The following is a 19,267-nucleotide window of genomic DNA, read 5'->3' as shown; positions in this document are numbered from 1 at the left end:
GAAGTGATTATAAGCAGTTTTGTTTAAGGAAATACAATGTTAAAATACAGTTAAAAGATTATATTTCGCATTTGATAGATTATATTTTTTAGAGTAAGTAATTATGTATTCATTTATGTTAAAATAATACAAGATGAAAACAAAATTACATTTAAAACTAATTAATAGCATTCTTATTTTTACATGTTTTTCGTTTCAATTAACTGCCCAGGTTTTTGAAAGGGCAGAGGCAATTTCCGGTCTTGGAATTTTGGAGCAGAACAATGGCGTTGCTGTTGCAGATTATAATGGCGATAATGTCATGGATTTATTTGTTGTTGCCAAGTCCATAGACAGGAATGGGATAGAAAGAACCCATAGTAGGCTTTTCCGGAACAATGACGACGGTTCTTTTACAGATGTAACTGTAGCCTCTGGATTGACAAACTTGTTGATTCAGGATTATAGCCTGGATGGCGAGTTTTATGTTTTCGATGGTTTTAAAATTGGTGCTTATTGGGGAGATTATGACAATGATGGCTTTCCTGATTTGTTTTTTACCAATACCTTCAATGTACTACTATACAGAAATCAAGGTGATGGCACGTTTCAAAATGTAACGGCAACAGCTGGATTCAATGTTGCAAATTCATGCCAATTTTCTGGTGCTACCTGGTTTGATTACAATAACGATGGATTTTTAGATATATATATCTGTGATTGGGGCGCATGTGCTTCAAACTTATTGTATCAAAACAACGGAGACGGTACCTTTACCGATGTTACCGTAAGTATGGGAATGGATGAATCTTGGCCTCATAACAGTTTTACAGCAACTCCATTCGACTTCAACAGTGATGGGTTTATGGACCTTTATGTTGCCAATGATTTTGCCCAAAGAAACTATTTGTACATCAATCAAGGAGGAACAGGTTTTTCTGAGCAAGCTATGGCTTATGGTTTTACAACGCATATAGATGATATGGGTATCACTATTGCAGACTATAATAACGATGGCGCTTTTGATATTTATAACACAGGAGTGGATGAACAAGTATTGTATACCAATAATGGCGACAATACTTTTTTTGAAAACTCAGTGGTTAATAATCTTGTTGGAGCTGGTTGGGCTTGGGGAGCCAAGTTTGCCGATTTGGATTTGGATGGCGATGATGATTTGTTTATAGCAAATGGTTACCTGTTTGAAAATAGAGGCGCAGAATACAATAAGTATTTTAAAAATAATTATGTTGAAGGATTGAACAATTTTTCAGATGAAACCATTGCTGCCAATTTATATGATTTAACCATAAGTCATGAAGCTTTGGATTTTGATTATGATAATGATGGCGATTTGGATTTGTTTTTAACAAATACAGATGCCCATTCCTATTTATATGAAAACAAGACCCTTAGTTTTGATCAGCCCAATGCCATCCATTATTTAAAAGTGTCTTTAGAAGGGGTTACTTCAAACAGAAGTGCCATTGGTACCGAGTTGACCATTGTAACCAATAGTGGAACTTTCAAGAAATATTTTAATGGTGTCGGGTTTTTGGGACAAAGTATCAAACCCGTTGTGTTTGGCTTAAATGCTGAAACCACTGTAACAGATTTAACCATAAAATGGCCATCGGGCTTGGTGGAGACCTATCACAACATTACAGCCGATACCCACGTAAAGGCAACAGAAGGTGTTGGTTTGGCCACACTTTCAGTATCACCTAGTGTTAAAATATATGGTTGTACAGATCCACAATCCTGTTCTTATAACCCATCGGCAACCGTGAATGATAATTCCTGTACCTATTTACCGTCTGGCGTGATCTCTGGTCCAACGTTTTCAGGATTTTTAAGGGAAGCCATTTACAGTTATCCAACCACATCTGGTTCATCAACTTTTTGGGAGGTCTCTGGTGGCGAGTTGGTTTCTGGTCAGGGAACTGGACAGATTACCGTAAGATGGGGTGTAAATACTGCTGGAACGGTTTCGGTTATAGAGAACGATGGCACTTGTTATAGTCCTTTGGTAACCTTAGCTGTAGATCTGGATTTGAATCAAACCGAAGACCATATATCTGTTGCAAGATTATGGAATGAAGCACTCTTGGACGCAATTAGAAATGATTTTGCCAGACCAACAGTACATGCTAGGAATTTGTTTCATTCCAGTGTGGCCATGTATGATATTTGGGCTATTTACGATCCTACTGCAGTACCTTATTTAATGGGGAACCAGGTTCATGGTTTTGTAAGTGTTTTGGATAACTTTACTCCAAGCGAAGGAAATCAGGCATCTAACAACAAGGCAATTAGTTATGCCATGTACAGACTGTTAAGCGAAAGGTTTGCCAATTCGCCTGGAGCCCAAGAATCTCAAGAACGTTTCGATTATTTAATGGATGAATTAAATTATCCTATCAATTATACTTCTACCAATTATCAATCTGGAAATGCAGCCGATTTAGGGAATTATGTGGCGCAGACGATAATCAGTTATGGCTTGACGGATGGTTCCAGGGAAGCTTCCGGTTATGATAATGCTTATTACGAACCCGTTAACCCTCCATTGGCTCCAGCTTACGAAGATAATACCATTATTTTTCCAAACAGATGGCAATCGTTAAGTTTGGATACCTATATCGATCAAAGTGGAAATCTTATTGATGGTGCCATGATTCCTTTTTTGGGACCAGAATGGGGAAATGTAAATACATTTGCTTTATCTTCAACAGATATGACTACCCATCAAAGAGATGGTCATAACTATCTGGTTTATAAAGATCCAGGAGATCCTCCTTATTTAGACAATACAGGTACCAGTCAATCGAGCAACGCTTATAAATGGAATTTCTCGTTGGTATCTATTTGGGGCTCTCATTTAGACCCTTCCGATGGTGTGATGTGGGATATTTCCCCTAATTCCATTGGTAATATTTCAGCCTCTTCCTTACCAACAAGTTATTTACAATACCCTAGTTTTTACGATGTTTTAAATGGAGGCGATATCAGTACAGGAAGAAGCGTGAATCCGGTTACAGGGCAGCCTTATGCCCAGCAGATGGTTCCTAGGGGAGATTATACAAGGGTTCTAGCAGAGTTTTGGGCAGATGGTCCAGACTCTGAAACACCACCAGGACACTGGTTTACACTTTTGAATTATGTGTCTGATCATCCACTGTTTGAAAAAAGGTTCAATGGTCAGGGCCCAGAACTGGATCCTTTGGAGTGGGATGTGAAAAGTTACTTTGTACTTGGTGGCGCCATGCACGATTCGGCTATCACTGCTTGGGGAATTAAGGGTTGGTATGATTATATCCGACCAATTTCGGCCATTCGTTATATGGCATCCAAAGGGCAGAGCACCAATCAGTCTTTAAGCAATTACGATCCAGAAGGGATTCCTTTACAGCCAGGATACATTGAGGTCGTTGAGTCTGGAGATCCATTGGCAGGTGCTTTAGATCAACATGTAGGCAAAATTAAATTGTATACTTGGAGAGGTCATGACTATGTAAACAATACAGACACAGACACAGCAGGTGTAGGTTGGGTGTTGTCTGAAGATTGGTGGCCTTACCAAAGACCTTCATTTGTAACACCTCCATTTGCAGGTTATGTATCTGGTCACTCCACCTATTCCAGAGCTGCTGCTGAAGTCATGACATTAATTACAGGCGACGAGTATTTTCCAGGAGGTATGGGAGAATTTCATGCCAGACAAAATGAATTTTTAGTGTTTGAAGAGGGCCCTTCTGTAGATGTAGTATTACAATGGGCGACTTATAGAGATGCTTCAGACCAATGTAGTTTGTCCAGAATCTGGGGAGGTATCCATCCGCCAGCCGATGACATTCCAGGACGTTTAGCTGGTGAAGAAATTGGCGTGGAGGCGTATGATTTTGCCTTGCCATACTTTTATCCGAATACCATTGGGATAAAAGACTATGAATTGTCCAATGTTTATCCGAACCCTGTAAATTCTGGAGAATATATTAATGTTACGAATGTAAAACCATCTGATACATTTGAGATGTTTGATATAAGTGGAAGACTTATTAAAATCAACCAAGTGGATTTTAATTACCAAAATAATTCAAGTAGAGTCACCATCCCTTCAGGTACTTCATCTGGTATTTACTTTTTAAGATGGAATGGTTATACTAAAAAAATCATGGTTAAAAAAGGCAGTTAAGCCTTTCCATGCTTTAAATAAAACAGGCTTTAAGCAAGTTGCTTAAAGCCTGTTTCTTTTTTAGGTTTGGATACTCTTACAATTTAACACCTTGGGTGGTAAAAGAAATCCCTTGTTGTCCAGAGGTAGAAATCATTACAGCTTCGAACAAAGGTTCATGCTCGTTGTGCTTTAAGGCCCAATCAAAAACAAAATTTGCCCCAGAACCACCATGAGTGTCTTTTTCATCAATTATAATTTCTATGGTTTCCAAGGGTTTTAGGGAAATTGGATCATTAAAATAAGTACGTATCAAATCGCCTTTGGTGTTGTAATAATTGGCTTTAAGCAAATAAATTTCATGTGTGGTGCTTACATTTCTCAAACTTACGGTTACAGTTAAATTTATGGTTCTGTGTTCTGTAATGCTATAGATTTCTGAATAAACCGATAGATAGCTTTGACCTGTTTTTAAACTGTCGGACTCCTTAAGTTTTACAGCGCGATTTTTCCAATTTATGGGATTGATGTCTGTTGTTTCTTTTGGTTTTTCACAAGAAAAAAACACCTGACAACAAATAAAAATAATTAAAATACGTTTCATAAGTATTTACAATTTAATGACTCTCTAATTAGTTTATCAAAGTAACAATTTTTATTGCCTTACACAATTGCTTTTCACTATTAATAAAGTAATTTTGCAGATCTAAAAAGTAAAGATATGAATCAAACCACAAATACCATCTTAATGATTCGTCCTGTTCAATTTAGGATGAATGAGCAAACAGCAGTTAACAATTATTTTCAGGAAGACTTAGATTTAAAAAATGCTGTTATTAATACCAAGGCTCAAGAGGAATTTGATGCGTTTGTAGAGAAGCTTCAAGCAGTGGGTGTTCATGTTATTGTGGTAAGCGACAACAAGGAATTGGACACTCCAGATTCTGTATTTCCCAACAATTGGGTAAGTTTCCATGAAAATGGCGATGTGGCTTTATACCCTATGTTTGCCGAGAACCGTAGAAAAGAACGTAGAGAGGATATTTTAGAGCATATTGAAGCGCAAGGTTTTACTATTGAAAACATTGTGGATTACACAAGCGCAGAAAAAGAAGGTATTTTTCTTGAAGGTACAGGAAGTTTGTTGTTGGATCGAGTAAACAAAAAAGCCTATTGTGCGTTATCGGCTCGAGCAGATGAGGACTTGTTTATAGAGTTTTGTGAAGATTTTGAATATACTCCGGTTATCTTCACGGCCTACCAAACGGTAGAAGGGGAACGTAAACCTATTTACCATACCAATGTGATGATGTGTTTGGCAGAAACCTTTGCTGTAATTTGTCTGGATAGTATAGACGATAAAAAAGAGCGCAAAAATGTTTTGAAACATTTAAAAGAAGATGGCAAAGAAGTGATTGTAATTACAGAAGATCAGGTGGCCAACTTTGCAGGAAACATGTTGCAGGTTAGAGGGTTGGACAATAAACGTTTTTTGGTAATGAGCCAAGCTGCTCACGATTCTTTAACGACTGCTCAAATAAAAACCATTGAAAAGCATTGTGACATCCTTTCAAGTTCTTTGGAAACCATTGAGACCTGTGGTGGAGGTAGTGCACGTTGTATGATGGCTGAAATATTTTTGCCTAAAAACTAAGATTGATTTTGAGGATTGGATTTTGGCAATTCCACATAAAACGTTGTTCCAACATTTAAATCGCTTTCCACCCAAATTTTTCCATGGTTTAAGTCTACCAGTTCTTTGCAGATGGTCAATCCTAAACCAGTCCCTTTTTCGTTTTGGGTGCCAACAGTTGTAAACGATGAATTTTTGAATAATTTTTGCTGGTTTTCCTTAGAGATGCCAACACCAGTATCGGAAATGCTGATGATGGATTTTCCATTACTAATTTGGTTGGCAATGGTAATGGTATCCCCTTTTTTACTGAATTTTATTGCATTTGTAAGTAGGTTTTGAATAATAATCTCTACCATACTTTTATCAGCATAAACAAAATCCCTTAAGGTTTTATCCCTTAAAATAATGCCTTTCTTTTCCAGTTTTTGTTCCAGTAGATTTATTTTGTCTGCAAAGACTTCCTGTAAATCGAATAAACTTGGACTTGGCTCTAAGGATTGCATTTGAGATTTGGACCAATTTAATAGGTTGAACAGCAATAAAGAGGCATTGTTGGCATTTTCACTTAATTCCGGGATTAAGGTTTTAAATTCCTCTTGGGTTAAAGAGCCGTCTTTTAACAAGTCTATAAAACCTTTAATGGAGGTTAAGGAATCTTTTAAATCGTGAGATACTATGGAAAACAATTTGTCCTTCACCTTGTTTATATCTTCAAGGTGTTTGGTTTGTTCCAAAATAGCTTCGTTTTGAATCTCAATACGTTTATTTTTTTCTTCCAGTTCCCTGGTGTATTGCAATCTGCTATTTCTTTTAAGATAGATTAAAATTAAAAAGGTTGAAAGGATGGCCACAGCTCCTAACAACCCATAGAATATAAGTCTTAACCTATCAAATTCTTTTTGTGTTTTAGCAGCATCGGGATCCATGTTAACAGTTTCAGTATCTTCATTACGATTGTTAATGCTTAAGTTGTCAATTAATATGGGTTCCTCTGGTTCTATGAGTGTTAAAGCTTCTTTTTTAGTGAGTTCGTTTTGCAACTGGTAGTATTCCCTTTGCCAAACAAAAGCACGATCAAATCTTTTATTGGTGGAATCCAATGATTTTAAAAGCCTATAATTTTTTAACTGTTCATTCTTGGCGTCTATGTCGCTGGCTATGTCTTTAGCTTCCAAAAGCTGTATTTCGGCATATTTAAGAAAATTTCTTTGTAGGTTTAAATTTCCAAGGTTGTTAAGCGAGACCAAAATGCCATGACGATTGTCAAGGCTTCTATTCAATTTTAACCCTTCAACCAAATACTCCAGTGCTTTGTCATAATCATTAAACTGTAAATATTCTCCTCCCAACTTGGGCAGGATTTCGCTTCTTAAGGAATCATTTTCAACCGAGGTCATCTTTAATACCTTTTCGTAATAGTCTATGGATTTTCTATATTCTTTTTGTAAGGAGTATAGTTCAGCTAATTTTTTTAAGACTTCTATGGAACCTTCATTGTTGTTTATTTGTCTTTCCATATCCAAAGTCTTTACATAGTATTCGGTAGCTTTTTGGATATTGTTAATGCTGTAATATGCGTTGGCCAGACATTCGTAGGCAGAGCGCAACTCTTTTTTCAAGTTTCGTTTTTCAAACTCTTTTAACGCTAAAAGCGAATATTGCAAACCTACGTTGTAATTGCCTCTTTTAATTTCGTTTAAGCCTATGCTGTTGTTGACTTTTGCAATGTTTAAGGTGTCTTGAAGTTGAATAAATAGTTCCTTGGCTTTCAAATAATTGTCCCTGGCATTGATGTAATCGTCTTTAAGGGCATAAATCAATGCTTTGTAATAGGTCATTTCTGCAATGCCATCCTGATAATTTAGTTTTTGGGACAGTTTTTCGGTTTGCGAAATGTATTTTAATGCTTTGTCGTACTCTTGATCCCTGTAAAGGACTTTTACCAGTAATAAAGAGGTTTTGATTTTTGTGGTATCGGAATTTTGAAAGGCTAATTGAATGGTAAGACTATCTTGTTCCTTGGTTTGTGAAAAACCAATGAAAAAAACGAGACAAGCGACTAAAGAAAATAACTTCTTCATACATTAGCCTTACAACAAAAAATAAGAGCTTTGTAACTTGTTGAGATTAAGTCTAATAGCTGGTATTTAGAGCTGTAATTGTTAGTTAGTTCAAGAATGCCCATAGTTTTGGGGCGATTAATAGCATTACCTAACAAAAATTGTAAAAAGAGTTTTAATACACTAATTTCTGCGTTTTAATACCAATAAATTAGTTGAAATGGCAGTTCAAAAAAAAGCAAAAAAAGACGCTATCGATGAAAGGTAAAAAAGTAGGAAAAAATACACTTTTGTCGATGAAATGCACTTCCTGGTTTAGGGGAAAACAAAAGACGGAATCTAAGCCAAGGCCTAATTTAAATTTAAAGATAGATAAGCTGCCACATAAGCTATAAACCTTTAATAAAAGTTTTATCTTTGCATCCTTAAAAAGATTAGGTTATGGGTCTTCAAGACATCTTGTCAAAACATGTTGTTCAAGCAGTAAAAGTTATTTATAATCAGGAATTGCCCACAGTGGAGTTTCAAGCAACCAGAAAGGAATTTGCCGGAGATATAACTGTGGTTATTTTTCCTATGTTACGTGTAATTAAAGGAAATCCTGTGCAGATAGGAGCACAAATTGGTCAATATTTGGTGGAGCATGTGGCAGAAGTGGAAGGATACAATGTTATTAAAGGTTTTTTAAATGTTGAAATTAAAGCTGCTTATTTTATTCAGTTTTTCAATAGCATTAAAGCAGATGCCACATATGGATTTACAAGTCCTGATCCTGAAGACAAAGCCATTATGGTGGAGTATTCTTCGCCAAACACCAATAAACCCTTGCATTTGGGACACATAAGAAACAATTTGTTGGGTTATAGTGTTTCTGAAATTTTAAAAGCATCTGGAAAGAAAGTTTACAAAACACAGATAATTAACGACAGAGGCATTCATATTTGTAAAAGTATGATTGCCTGGAAACAGTTTGGTCAAGGAGAAACCCCTGAATCTACAGGCTTGAAAGGCGATAAGTTGGTAGGGAATTATTATGTGAAGTTCGACCAGGAATACAAGCAGGAAATAAAACAAATGATTGGGGATGGCTACCCAGAAGAAGAGGCCAAAAAGCAAGCGCCAATATTTAAAGCAGCCCAAGACATGCTTTTAAAATGGGAAGCTGGTGATCCAGAAACCGTTGCCTTATGGGAAAAAATGAATCAATGGGTATATGATGGTTTTGATGTGACTTACAAAAACCTTGGAGTTGATTTTGATAAACTTTACTATGAAAGTGAGACCTATTTATTGGGTAAGGAGTTTGTGTCTGAAGGTTTAAAGACAGGTGTCTTTTTTAAAAAAGAAGATGGTTCTGTTTGGTGTGACCTAACCGATGAGGGATTGGATGAAAAACTTGTGTTGCGTAGTGACGGAACAGCTGTTTACATGACTCAGGATATTGGAACGGCCATTCAGCGTGTTAAAGATTATCCAGATGTTGGAGGTATGGTTTATACAGTTGGGAACGAGCAGGAATATCACTTTAAGGTCTTATTTTTGATAATTAAAAAATTAGGCTTTGAATGGGCAGAAAACCTGTATCATTTAAGTTATGGCATGGTAGATTTGCCTTCCGGAAAAATGAAAAGTCGCGAAGGAACCGTTGTGGATGCAGACGATTTAATAGATGAAATGGCTGCAACAGCTGGAGAGATTTCTGAAGAATTAGGGAAGTTGGATGGTTATACCGAAACCGAAAAACAAGACTTGTACAAAGTGATTGGCTTAGGTGCTTTAAAATATTATATTTTAAAAGTGGATCCAAAAAAACGAATTTTGTTCGACCCAAAAGAATCCATAGACTTTCAAGGGAATACAGGACCATTTATTCAATATACCTACGCTAGGATTCAATCTATTTTAAGAAAGGCAGATATAGATGTTGCTATGGAGTTAGATCCAGAGAATGTGTTCCTATCAGACAAAGAAAAGGCCTTAATAAAACAAATACAACTTTTTGAAGATGTGGTACAGCAAGCTGCCACAAATCACAGTCCAGCATTAATTGCCAACTACACATATGATTTGGTGAAAGAATTTAATTCCTTTTACCAAAATATGTCTATCTTAGGAGCAGATACAAACACAGAAAAGGTGTTTAGGGTCCAACTCTCACAAACAGTTGCAAACATTATTAAAAATGCATTCAGCTTATTGGGAATAGATGTGCCTAAACGTATGTAAACTTAGAAATACGGTTTAATTTATAATTGTAATGCAGTAATGAAAATTATACAATTATCTTATGGTACCATCATCCTATTGGAAGAGAACATAGCCGAAGTGATCATCAATGAGGGAGTGGTGATGGACATAGCTATGATTGATCATTATCATGACGTTTTAAAATCAAATTTAAAGGCACCTTTCTCCTTGCTTATAAATAAAAAATTCTCTTATACTTATGATTTTTATGCCCAAAGAAATTTAGCAACTTTAAAAGAAATTGTTGCTATGGCTGTTGTGGCTTATAATAAAATGGCAAGTATGAGTACTGAGGTCCTGGAGAAATTACCAAGACCAACCGAATGGCATTTAAAGATTTTTTCAGATAGGGAAGAAGCCTTAAAATGGTTGCGACATGAGCAAGAAGCACATGATAATAAAAAAGATTAATGGTTTACATGTTTTAAACCTTCATATATCACAATACTTACTGCGTTTGCTAAATTCAAACTCCTAACATGTTCACTGAACAAAGGGATTTTAAACAATTTATCGGGATGTTTTTCGGTCAAGTTTTTAGGTAGGCCAACAGATTCTTTTCCAAAAACCAGAAATAGGTTATCTTGAAAGGGAATGTCCCAATGGTCTTTTGTTCCATGACTGGATAAAAATACCATATTGGCAGTTTTATGGATTTTAAAAAACGCCTCAGTATTTTCGTAATAACTAATATTTAAATGTTTCCAATAATCCAAACCAGCACGTTTTAAGCGAGAATTATCTATTTTAAACCCAAAAGGTTTTACAAGGTGTAAGTTAGCGCCTGAGGCTAAGGCCAATCGTCCAATATTTCCAGTGTTGTTTGGGATTTCAGGTTCAATTAAAACAATGTTCAATGGCATGTATAAGATTTAAAAAAGGATTATAAAAATTGAGCAGGTAATATAAAACAAAAACCTATTCTTTTAAGGAATAGGTTTCACTTTAAAGTTTATTGAACAATTATTTTTTGTTCTGTTGTTTTTTTATGGTCTCCTTATCAATATCAAACTGGTTTGTATCTTTTTTTGTTTTCCCAGTAGGATTTGTAGGGTTGCTTTGCTCTTTTGTTGGTTTAAATTTCTTTTTATCTTTTATTGTTCCCATGTTTTTTATTTTTTTAGTTCACTAATAATATAGAAAATAAGGATTAAAAAAGTATTAAAACGGTCTTAAAATCAGTTGGTTAAATGTTAAATAAAATAAAAAACCAAGGTTGTGATGTTGTTTTTTCAGAAATCATCAAAAATATGGTTCTTTATCAATTAAACTCCCAACCAAAGGACGATTGAAACACATAATCAGAACTGGAAGCTCCTTCCACAGGTTTACTATCATAATTGTAAGATAAGCCTAGTTTTAAAAAGAAATCCAAGGGTAAATCGTATTTAAAATTAAGGTTGTAATCCAACCTGTATCTACCACCTTCGGTTAAGCTGGGATATAATGTTGCATCTGTGCTTAGGCTTAAATCGTTTAGGTCGAAAATGTTCAACATTAAAGTGCCATAAGCTTCCAGGGAGTTTCGGTTGGTGCTGGACTCGTCTGTATATTTTTCATTGTTGAACGCCAAACCAAACCCTCCACCAAAGTACAATCTGTTGGTATGGGTAAAGTATTTTCCAAGACCACCTTTTATTGTGGAACGCAGTTCCAATTTTTGTTCATCGTTGGATAAAAAATCTGCTGAAGTGGAGTAAAACCAATCATTCTTCATAAAATATTTAATACCTATATTGGCATCTGTACGTTGGGTTTCCTCTACATCGTCCTGGTTGCTTCTTACAGAATTAAAGCCAGCAGTAAAGAGCCATTTATAAGCCGTGTAACTTAAATTACTGCTAACGGAAAATTGATGGAGGTTGTTGCTTTTTGTAAGGTTGTAACCTAAGGAAATGGAAGCTACAAACCTTGACAGGAAATCGTTTTTAACAGGTTTTATATAGACAATGTTTTTAATATCGGTTGTAAGTTCAAACTCGTCTTTTAAAGTCACTTTTGTTGTGTCTCCAGGTTTGGTATAGAGCGTACTATTGATTCTGCTGCCATCAGACAAGGTAAGTAAATAGGTTTGTTCACTTCTTACACTTATAACTTCCAGCCAAGTTATTTTAAAGTCCGAATCGCTATAATCGGTTTTAACTGTGAGTACGCCTTTGTCCAAAGATTTTATTTCCCCAACAATTTTATCTTTATTTTTTAATACAATACTATCATTTTGGGACCAGGAAAACACATTAAAAAGCAAGAACAATACGCATGATAGTTTTATTCTATTTGAAACAAAAGGTATCATACAACTCATTTTTAATTATTTTTTATAAACGGTCACTCCTTCTTTAATAGTTTCCAATACCACAATATCTTTGATATCTGACAGGTCTACTTTTAAAGGGTTTTTGTCCAAAATAACCAAATCTGCAAGTTTGCCAGCTTTAAGGGAGCCTTTGGAATTTTCTTCAAAATGTTGGTGAGCAGACCAAATGGTAATGGCTTTTAAGGCTTGGTATGGTGTGAGTCTTTCTTCTATGCCAATTATTTCCCCAGAACGCGATTCCCTTTTGGAAGCAGTCCATAGAACACGCATTAAATTGGGTAAAGCCACGGGAGCATCAGTATGTATGGTTAGTTTTAAGCCTTTATCGAGAGCTGTTTTTGTTGGGCTTATTTTGTTCCCTAAACTATCCCCAATTATTTCTTTATGCCAATCTCCCCAATAAAAGGTATGTAAAGGAAACAGAGAGGCAATAATATCCATTTCCTTTAAAGAATCCAGTTGGTCTTCTCTTACATATTGTCCATGAATCAATACGTTACGTCTATCTTGGTTGTTGTATTTTTCTGTTAGGGGTTTCATGGTCCGAATCATCTGATCTATGGCAGCATCTCCATTGGCATGAGTTAAAATTTGCCAATTGTTTTTAAAGCCTTTTTCATAAATACTGGAAACGATGCTGTCTTGAGGGATAGCAGGATATCCAGAATATCCTTTTTTAGCGCCATCTGGGAGTAGGAGATAAGGTTGTGTTCTCCAGGCAGTCCTGCCTTGAGGCGAACCATCAAGAGTTACTTTCATGCCACCTATTCTATAATGATTGTTGTAGGTGTTACTATACCATTTGGAAGACATATAGTCATCCACAAACAGGTAATCAATATAACTTACAACATCAATTTTTAACTGGTTGGATTCTGCTTTGGCCACCAAATCTTCATGGTTTTGCATGGTTCTTCCATCTTGGGCAGTCGTGTAGCCATAAGACATGGCCATGTTTATACCAGCTTCAAAAAATTTGTCTGCCACCTCTTTTGAGGAAGGCATTAGCACCTTTGCCATATATGGTACGGCAGCCAATTCTTCCAAAACACCATTTGGTTCCCCGTTTTTTTCACGTCTAATAAGGCCTCCTTCAGGATCTTTGGTTTCGGAAGTAATATTCAGTAACTCCAAGCCTTTGGAATTAACAACGGCAAAATGTAAAGAAATATGGGTAATCATAACAGGATATTCTGTAGATACCTTATCCAAGTCGTGTTTGGTTGGAAACCGTTTTTCTTCAAGAACAGAATCGTTGAAACCCATGCCAAAAATCCATCCTGTTAGGCTTCTGTTTTCAGGTGTGTTCCATTCCTGTAAAATATTGATCAATGTAGGAATGTCTTTTGCTCCAGCATCTGGAGGAGGCAATATTTGAGCGCCAATGGCTTGAGGGCCAAAATTTGAAACATGCACATGACCATCTATGAGTCCAGGAATAAGCGTATGGCCTTGCAGGTTTTTCATAACATGTCCTTTTCCTGCAATTTCCATGGCTTTTGAGGAGGTGCCAACATATTCTATCTTACCATCCCTAACAACCAATGCTTCGGCATATTCAGGTTCTTCACCTTCCATGGTTAGGATGTCTCCACCATAATATACAGTTGCTGTACTGGCAGTGTTAGTAATTTCTTTAGATTCGTTTTTACAAGAAAAAGAAATAGTTAAAATAGATAGAATGAGAAACGTGGTAATTTTTTTCATTTATTTTTTTTAAGGTGTTTATATAGAAGTTATAAAGATATTAAAATTGTAAGAATCTATAACTTTGTGATTTGCTTGATGTATTCGGGTATCTTATTGGTTCCAAATTTTGATAGGTGTTTAATAAACGCACTTCCTATTATGGCACCTTTGGCATCTTGTGTAGCTTGTAAAAACGTTTTGTTGTCTGAAATCCCAAAGCCAACAATTTGAGGGTTTTTAAGTTTCATGTTGGCAATGCGCTTAAAATATTGTGTTTGTTCTTCACCAAAACCAGAACTATTTCCTGTAACACTGGCACTACTTACCATGTAGATAAATCCGTTGGAAACAGAATCGATAAAACGGATACGTTCCCCTGAAGTTTGTGGAGTGATTAGGAATATATTTAAAAGCTTGTATTTTTCAAAAACAGTCTTGTAGGCTTCATTGTAAACCTCTATAGGTAAATCTGGAATAATGAGTCCGTCGATACCAATTTCTGCACATTTTTTACTGAAAGCTTCAACGCCATATTGCAATATTGGATTAAAATATCCCATGATGATTAATGGAATGTTAACAGACTTTCTAATGTCTTTTAATTGCTTGAATAAAACATCAGTAGTCATGCCATTTTTAAGCGCTTGTGTGGAACTTGCCTGAATGGTTGGGCCATCAGCAAGAGGATCGCTAAAGGGTAGGCCTATTTCAATCATATCAACACCACTTTTTTCTAAATTTTGAATGATGGTAACTGTGTTATCAAGCTCAGGATAACCAGCTGTAAAATAAATGGATAAAAGCTTTTTGTCTTCTTGTAATTTCTGATTGATTCTGTTCACAATTTATAAGTTGAAATAGTTTATATATGTTTCCAAATCTTTATCGCCACGACCAGATAAACTCAAGACCACCACATCATTTGGTTTAAATGTTTTCTGTTCGAAAATTGCTAAGGCATGAGAACTTTCAATAGCAGGAATAATGCCTTCTAGTTTACATAATTCCAATCCAGCTTTCATAGCTTCATCATCTGTTATAGAGATAAATTCTGCGCGACCAGTTTTGTATAAATGTGCATGCATGGGGCCAATACCAGGATAATCTAATCCAGCAGAAATGGAATAGGGTTCTGTAATTTGTCCATCTTTGGTTTGCATCAACAAGGATTTGCTGCCATGGATAATGCCTTCATTTCCCAACACGGAAGTGGCAGCACTTTCACCAGATTGAATGCCTTTTCCAGCAGCTTCCGCAGCAATAAGTTTTACATTTGTGTCTTCTAAAAAATGATAATAGGCACCGGCAGCATTACTGCCTCCACCAACACAGGCAATAACATAGTCTGGTTTTGTTTTTCCTTCTTGCTCCTTTAATTGCCATTGTATTTCTTTAGAAACCACAGCTTGAAAACGCGCGACCATATCTGGATAGGGATGAGGTCCAACCACAGAACCAATAATGTAATGAGTATCTACAGGATTATTGATCCAATCCCTAATGGCTTCGTTGGTAGCGTCTTTAAGGGTTTTGCTTCCAGATACTGCAGGAATAACAGTAGCGCCAAGCATTTTCATTCGTGCCACATTTGGTGCTTGTCTGGCAATATCAATTTCTCCCATATATACTATACATTCCAAACCCATTAAAGCACAAACCGTTGCTGTTGCCACACCATGTTGTCCAGCTCCAGTTTCGGCAATAATGCGCTGTTTGCCCAAACGTTTTGCCATGAGAATTTGCCCTATGGTGTTATTTATTTTATGAGCTCCTGTATGGTTGAGGTCTTCGCGTTTTAAGTAAATTTTGGTATTGTATTTTGCAGAAAGCCGCTTTGCAAAATAAAGAGGTGAAGGACGACCCACATAATCTTTTAAAAGCTTATCAAACTCTTTTTGAAATTCTGGCTCAGCCATCACTTTTAAATAATTTTGACGTAGTTCTTCCACATTTGGATAGAGCATTTCTGGAATGAAAGCACCACCAAACTCTCCATAATAACCTTTATTGTTTATGTTGTAACTCATAATTGAGATTTTAATTCTTGTAATAATTGAATGTCTTTAAATCCTGGTTCAATTTCAAATTGACTATTAACATCAATGGCATGGCAGAATTTTGATGCTTTGCTATTTTGAAAATGCTTTAAATTATCTACTTGATCCAATCCAATGCCACCACTTAAAAAATAAGGTTTGGTTGATGGATACTGTTCCAAAACCGACCAATCGAACCTATAACCATTTCCTCCTGGTAATTTTCCTTTGGTATCAAATAAAAAGTAATCGCAAACGTCTTCATAAGGTGTTAAAACCGAAAAATCAAATTCATTTTTTATGGAAAAGACTTTAAGCACTTTGGCACCAGATGATTTTAAAAGACGACAAGTTTCAGGGGATTCATGACCATGTAATTGGATAGCAGATAATTTGTGTTTATCAATTTGGCCAGAAATAAATTCTACCTTTTCATCCACAAAAACACCTACTTTTTGAATTTGATCGGACAATGCTGGAATTTTTTCTTCAAAGTGTCTTGGCGATCTTTCATGAAAAATAAACCCGAGATAATCTGGTTGAAGTCGCGCCACTTGAGAGATGTTATCCGGATATTTCATGCCACAGATTTTTAGTTTCATAATTTTAAATCTTTTATAAATTTTGCTGCACTTTTCCCAGCGTCATCTGTTTTCATAAAATTCTCCCCAATCAAAAACCCTTTATATCCAAATGGTTGTAATTCTTTAATAGCATCAACACTGCTAATGCCACTTTCAGATACTTTTACAAATTCATTTGGCATTATTTGGCTTAGGGTTTTACTTGTATCTAAACTAACATCGAATGTTTTTAAGTTTCTATTGTTTACACCAAACATATCTAAACTTGGCATGATTGATTTATGCAATTCTTCTTCGTTATGAACCTCTAGGAGCACATCTAAATTCAGGCTTTTTGCGAATTCAGAAAACTGCTTTATTTCTTCTTTGGTTAATATTGCTGCAATTAGTAAAATAACATCTGCACCATAAGCTTTAGCTTCTAATATCTGATATTCGTCAATAATAAATTCTTTACGTAATAATGGTAGATTGCAACTTGCTCTGGCTATAAGTAAATCGTCTAAAGAGCCACCAAAATATTTTGAATCTGTAAGTACAGACATACCACAAACACCTGCATTTTCATATCCTTTTGCAACATCGAAAACATTTAAGTTTTGATTGATTACAGATTTTGAAGGAGAACGACGTTTGTGTTCTGCAATAATACCTGTAGTACTATTTTTAAGCTTTGAAGCAAGCGAAATTGTAGGTCTTTCAAACAATACAGATTGCTCCAATTGTGAAACAGGAATGAGTTGTTTTCTAAGAGTGACTTCAATGCGTTTGTCTGCTACTATTTTATCTAAAATATTCATTTTTTATTACTTAGTTTCACCAATGTTTTAAAGCTGTTTAAAGCGCGACCACTCATTAAGGATTCTTTGGCCATTACAAAACCATCAGCTACTGTTTTATTTGTAACGGTAGCGATGGCCAAGGCAGCATTGGCACAAACAACATTATTTTGGGAGTCTGTACCTTGACCTTTTAATATGTGTGTGAATATTTTAGCTGAAGTTGCTACAGTATTCCCACCATGTATTTCGTTTTGATTTAAAGTTTCCAGTCCAAAATCTTCTGGGGTTAAAATATATTCTGAATTTTTTTGTACCACTTTTGCAGGACTTGTTAGTGAGATTTCGTCAAACCCATCCAAAGCATGAATGATGGTATAATTTTTATTGGTATTTTGATAAAGATACCCATACATGCGAAGTAATTCCAAATTAAAAACACCAACCATTTGATGTTTGGGAAAGGAAGGGTTGACCATAGGCCCCAACATGTTAAAAAAGGTTTTTATCCCAAGTTCCCTTCTTATTGGAGCCACATGTTTCATGGCAGGATGAAACAAAGGCGCGTGTAGCACACAAATCCCAGCTTCATCTAAACTTCGTTTTAAAAAATCTTTATCTGAAGTGAATTTTACACCTAAATGTTCCATTACGTTTGAAGAACCACAAGCAGAGGAAACACCATAATTTCCATGTTTTGCAACAGGAATACCTGCTCCAGCTGTAACAAAGGAGGCCAAAGTGGAAATATTAAAAGTATCTTTTCCATCGCCACCTGTACCACATAAATCTATGGCATTATATGCTTCTAAATCTATATGAACGCATAATTCTAAAAGCGCATCCCTAAAACCGAATAATTCTTCAATAGTTATACTACGCATCATAAAAACAGTTAAGAAAGACGCAATTTGGCTTTGATTATAATCGCCTTTGGAAATGTTCACCAAAACTTGTTTGGCTTCTTCACTGGAGATACTTTCCTGGTTGATTAATCTGTTTAGTATTTGTTTCATATTCATTTCCTTCCAGAAGGAATTTTTTAATTTTGTTTTTAAAAATCGAAAAACTAGAAGCACTTGTTAAAAGATGCTTCTGTAAATTCAGCATGCCATTATTCATTGATTCACCCAATTTTCCAAGATCCTTTTCCCATTGGGAGTCAATACGGATTCTGGATGGTATTGCACACCTTTAACATCAAAAAACCTATGTCTTAAAGACATGATTTGACCATGTTCATCGAAAGAAGTGGCTTCCAGGACCTCAGGTAAATGAACATCGACCACCCAAGAATGATATCTTCCAACTTCAAAAGTTTGATCTAAGTTTTTAAATAATATCTCATCGGTTACACAGGTTGTTACTTTGGTTGCCACACCATGAAAAACAGTGTCCAAGTTAATGAGTTTGCCACCAAAGACTTCGGCTATAGCCTGTTGCCCCAAACAAACACCCAAGATGCTTTTTGTTGCCGCGTATTTAGAAATTATGGGTTTAAGCAAACCTGCTTTATCAGGAATTCCAGGTCCAGGAGATAAAACAATTTTGTTGAAAGCTTCAACTTCATCCAAATGTAATTGATCGTTTCGTTTTACGGTTACCTGGCATCCTAACTCTTCCAAATAATGTACTAGGTTGTAGGTAAAACTGTCGTAATTGTCTATGACTAATATGTTTTTCATCTGTAACTGTTTGTTGTATGTTAATGGTCTGATGGTATGTTTAAAGAAACAGGTTTCATGATTTGTAAATGTGTTAACAGA

Annotated in this window: 16 protein-coding genes; 4 read left to right on the top strand and 12 right to left on the bottom strand. The window is 35.8% G+C overall.

The features are described 5' to 3' along the window. Positions 1-133 precede the first annotated feature (133 nt). Positions 134-4,174 (top strand): FG-GAP-like repeat-containing protein, encoded by a 4,041-nt coding sequence (locus D778_RS08420; RefSeq protein WP_007649661.1) that lies wholly within the window; start codon positions 134-136, stop codon positions 4,172-4,174. A gap of 76 nt (positions 4,175-4,250) precedes the next feature. Here the strand turns inward: D778_RS08420 and D778_RS08415 are convergent, their stop codons facing one another. Continuing rightward, the gene (locus D778_RS08415; protein WP_007649660.1) at positions 4,251-4,757 is read right to left on the bottom strand and encodes a DUF3124 domain-containing protein; all 507 of its coding nucleotides are present in this window, start codon (positions 4,755-4,757) and stop codon (positions 4,251-4,253) included. Positions 4,758-4,874: 117 nt separating this feature from the next. On the opposite strand from D778_RS08415, the gene ctlX reads away from it, so the two are divergent. Beyond that, the gene (gene ctlX / locus D778_RS08410) at positions 4,875-5,807 is read left to right on the top strand and encodes a citrulline utilization hydrolase CtlX (RefSeq protein WP_007649659.1); all 933 of its coding nucleotides are present in this window, start codon (positions 4,875-4,877) and stop codon (positions 5,805-5,807) included. Here the strand turns inward: ctlX and D778_RS08405 are convergent. After that, entirely contained in the window at positions 5,804-7,870 is a 2,067-nt protein-coding gene (locus D778_RS08405; protein ID WP_007649658.1) for a tetratricopeptide repeat-containing sensor histidine kinase, read from the bottom strand. The genes ctlX and D778_RS08405 overlap by 4 nt on opposite strands. 420 nt (positions 7,871-8,290) lie before the next feature. On the opposite strand from D778_RS08405, the gene argS reads away from it, so the two are divergent. Beyond that, a complete protein-coding gene (gene argS, locus D778_RS08395) occupies positions 8,291-10,075 on the top strand; it encodes an arginine--tRNA ligase (RefSeq protein ID WP_007649655.1) in 1,785 nt (594 codons plus the stop codon). Positions 10,076-10,114: 39 nt separating this feature from the next. Beyond that, positions 10,115-10,507, top strand: a complete 393-nt coding sequence (locus D778_RS08390) for an STAS/SEC14 domain-containing protein (protein ID WP_007649654.1) — start codon at positions 10,115-10,117, stop codon at positions 10,505-10,507. Here the strand turns inward: D778_RS08390 and D778_RS08385 are convergent. From D778_RS08385 to D778_RS08345, 10 genes are all read right to left on the bottom strand, one after another. Continuing rightward, positions 10,504-10,959 carry a tRNA (cytidine(34)-2'-O)-methyltransferase gene (locus D778_RS08385; protein WP_007649653.1) on the bottom strand — a complete coding sequence of 152 codons (456 nt, stop codon included), beginning with the start codon at positions 10,957-10,959 and terminating at the stop codon, positions 10,504-10,506. The genes D778_RS08390 and D778_RS08385 overlap by 4 nt on opposite strands. 100 nt (positions 10,960-11,059) lie before the next feature. After that, positions 11,060-11,203: a hypothetical protein gene (locus D778_RS14690; RefSeq protein ID WP_007649651.1), complete on the bottom strand. Its 144-nt coding sequence runs from the start codon at positions 11,201-11,203 to the stop codon at positions 11,060-11,062. A gap of 154 nt (positions 11,204-11,357) precedes the next feature. Continuing rightward, positions 11,358-12,392 (bottom strand): DUF481 domain-containing protein, encoded by a 1,035-nt coding sequence (locus tag D778_RS08380; RefSeq protein WP_007649649.1) that lies wholly within the window; start codon positions 12,390-12,392, stop codon positions 11,358-11,360. Between the two features lie 15 nt (positions 12,393-12,407). Next, on the bottom strand, positions 12,408-14,120 hold the full coding sequence (locus tag D778_RS08375; protein ID WP_007649647.1) for an amidohydrolase: 1,713 nt from the start codon (positions 14,118-14,120) through the stop codon (positions 12,408-12,410). Between the two features lie 56 nt (positions 14,121-14,176). Next, positions 14,177-14,944, bottom strand: coding sequence for a tryptophan synthase subunit alpha (gene trpA, locus D778_RS08370; protein WP_007649645.1), 768 nt, complete (start codon positions 14,942-14,944; stop codon positions 14,177-14,179). A 3-nt stretch (positions 14,945-14,947) separates the two neighbouring features. Beyond that, on the bottom strand, positions 14,948-16,129 hold the full coding sequence (trpB, locus tag D778_RS08365) for a tryptophan synthase subunit beta (RefSeq protein WP_007649638.1): 1,182 nt from the start codon (positions 16,127-16,129) through the stop codon (positions 14,948-14,950). Further along, positions 16,126-16,740, bottom strand: a complete 615-nt coding sequence (locus D778_RS08360; RefSeq protein WP_007649635.1) for a phosphoribosylanthranilate isomerase — start codon at positions 16,738-16,740, stop codon at positions 16,126-16,128. Before D778_RS08360 ends, trpB begins: the two co-directional genes overlap by 4 nt. Then, a complete protein-coding gene (gene trpC, locus D778_RS08355) occupies positions 16,737-17,522 on the bottom strand; it encodes an indole-3-glycerol phosphate synthase TrpC (protein WP_007649634.1) in 786 nt (261 codons plus the stop codon). The genes D778_RS08360 and trpC overlap by 4 nt, the downstream gene beginning before the upstream one ends. Continuing rightward, a complete protein-coding gene (gene trpD, locus D778_RS08350; protein ID WP_040491941.1) occupies positions 17,519-18,517 on the bottom strand; it encodes an anthranilate phosphoribosyltransferase in 999 nt (332 codons plus the stop codon). The genes trpC and trpD overlap by 4 nt, the downstream gene beginning before the upstream one ends. Positions 18,518-18,619: 102 nt before the next feature. After that, positions 18,620-19,186, bottom strand: a complete 567-nt coding sequence (locus D778_RS08345) for an anthranilate synthase component II (protein ID WP_040491939.1) — start codon at positions 19,184-19,186, stop codon at positions 18,620-18,622. Positions 19,187-19,267 lie beyond the last annotated feature (81 nt).

Source organism: Xanthomarina gelatinilytica, from assembly GCF_000348685.1.
Lineage (GTDB): Bacteria > Bacteroidota > Bacteroidia > Flavobacteriales > Flavobacteriaceae > Xanthomarina > Xanthomarina gelatinilytica.
This window is presented reverse-complemented; position numbering and strand designations above follow the sequence as displayed.

Coding starts and splice junctions, on each gene's coding strand:
- D778_RS08380 (WP_007649649.1), bottom strand. CDS start 12,392: ATGATACCTTTTGTTTCAAATAGAATAAAACTATCATGCGTATTGTTC.
- trpB (WP_007649638.1), bottom strand. CDS start 16,129: ATGAGTTACAACATAAACAATAAAGGTTATTATGGAGAGTTTGGTGGT.
- D778_RS08390 (WP_007649654.1), top strand. CDS start 10,115: ATGAAAATTATACAATTATCTTATGGTACCATCATCCTATTGGAAGAG.
- argS (WP_007649655.1), top strand. CDS start 8,291: ATGGGTCTTCAAGACATCTTGTCAAAACATGTTGTTCAAGCAGTAAAA.
- ctlX (WP_007649659.1), top strand. CDS start 4,875: ATGAATCAAACCACAAATACCATCTTAATGATTCGTCCTGTTCAATTT.
- trpD (WP_040491941.1), bottom strand. CDS start 18,517: ATGAAACAAATACTAAACAGATTAATCAACCAGGAAAGTATCTCCAGT.
- trpC (WP_007649634.1), bottom strand. CDS start 17,522: ATGAATATTTTAGATAAAATAGTAGCAGACAAACGCATTGAAGTCACT.
- D778_RS08405 (WP_007649658.1), bottom strand. CDS start 7,870: ATGAAGAAGTTATTTTCTTTAGTCGCTTGTCTCGTTTTTTTCATTGGT.
- D778_RS14690 (WP_007649651.1), bottom strand. CDS start 11,203: ATGGGAACAATAAAAGATAAAAAGAAATTTAAACCAACAAAAGAGCAA.
- D778_RS08420 (WP_007649661.1), top strand. CDS start 134: ATGAAAACAAAATTACATTTAAAACTAATTAATAGCATTCTTATTTTT.
- D778_RS08360 (WP_007649635.1), bottom strand. CDS start 16,740: ATGAAACTAAAAATCTGTGGCATGAAATATCCGGATAACATCTCTCAA.
- D778_RS08385 (WP_007649653.1), bottom strand. CDS start 10,959: ATGCCATTGAACATTGTTTTAATTGAACCTGAAATCCCAAACAACACT.
- D778_RS08415 (WP_007649660.1), bottom strand. CDS start 4,757: ATGAAACGTATTTTAATTATTTTTATTTGTTGTCAGGTGTTTTTTTCT.
- D778_RS08375 (WP_007649647.1), bottom strand. CDS start 14,120: ATGAAAAAAATTACCACGTTTCTCATTCTATCTATTTTAACTATTTCT.
- D778_RS08345 (WP_040491939.1), bottom strand. CDS start 19,186: ATGAAAAACATATTAGTCATAGACAATTACGACAGTTTTACCTACAAC.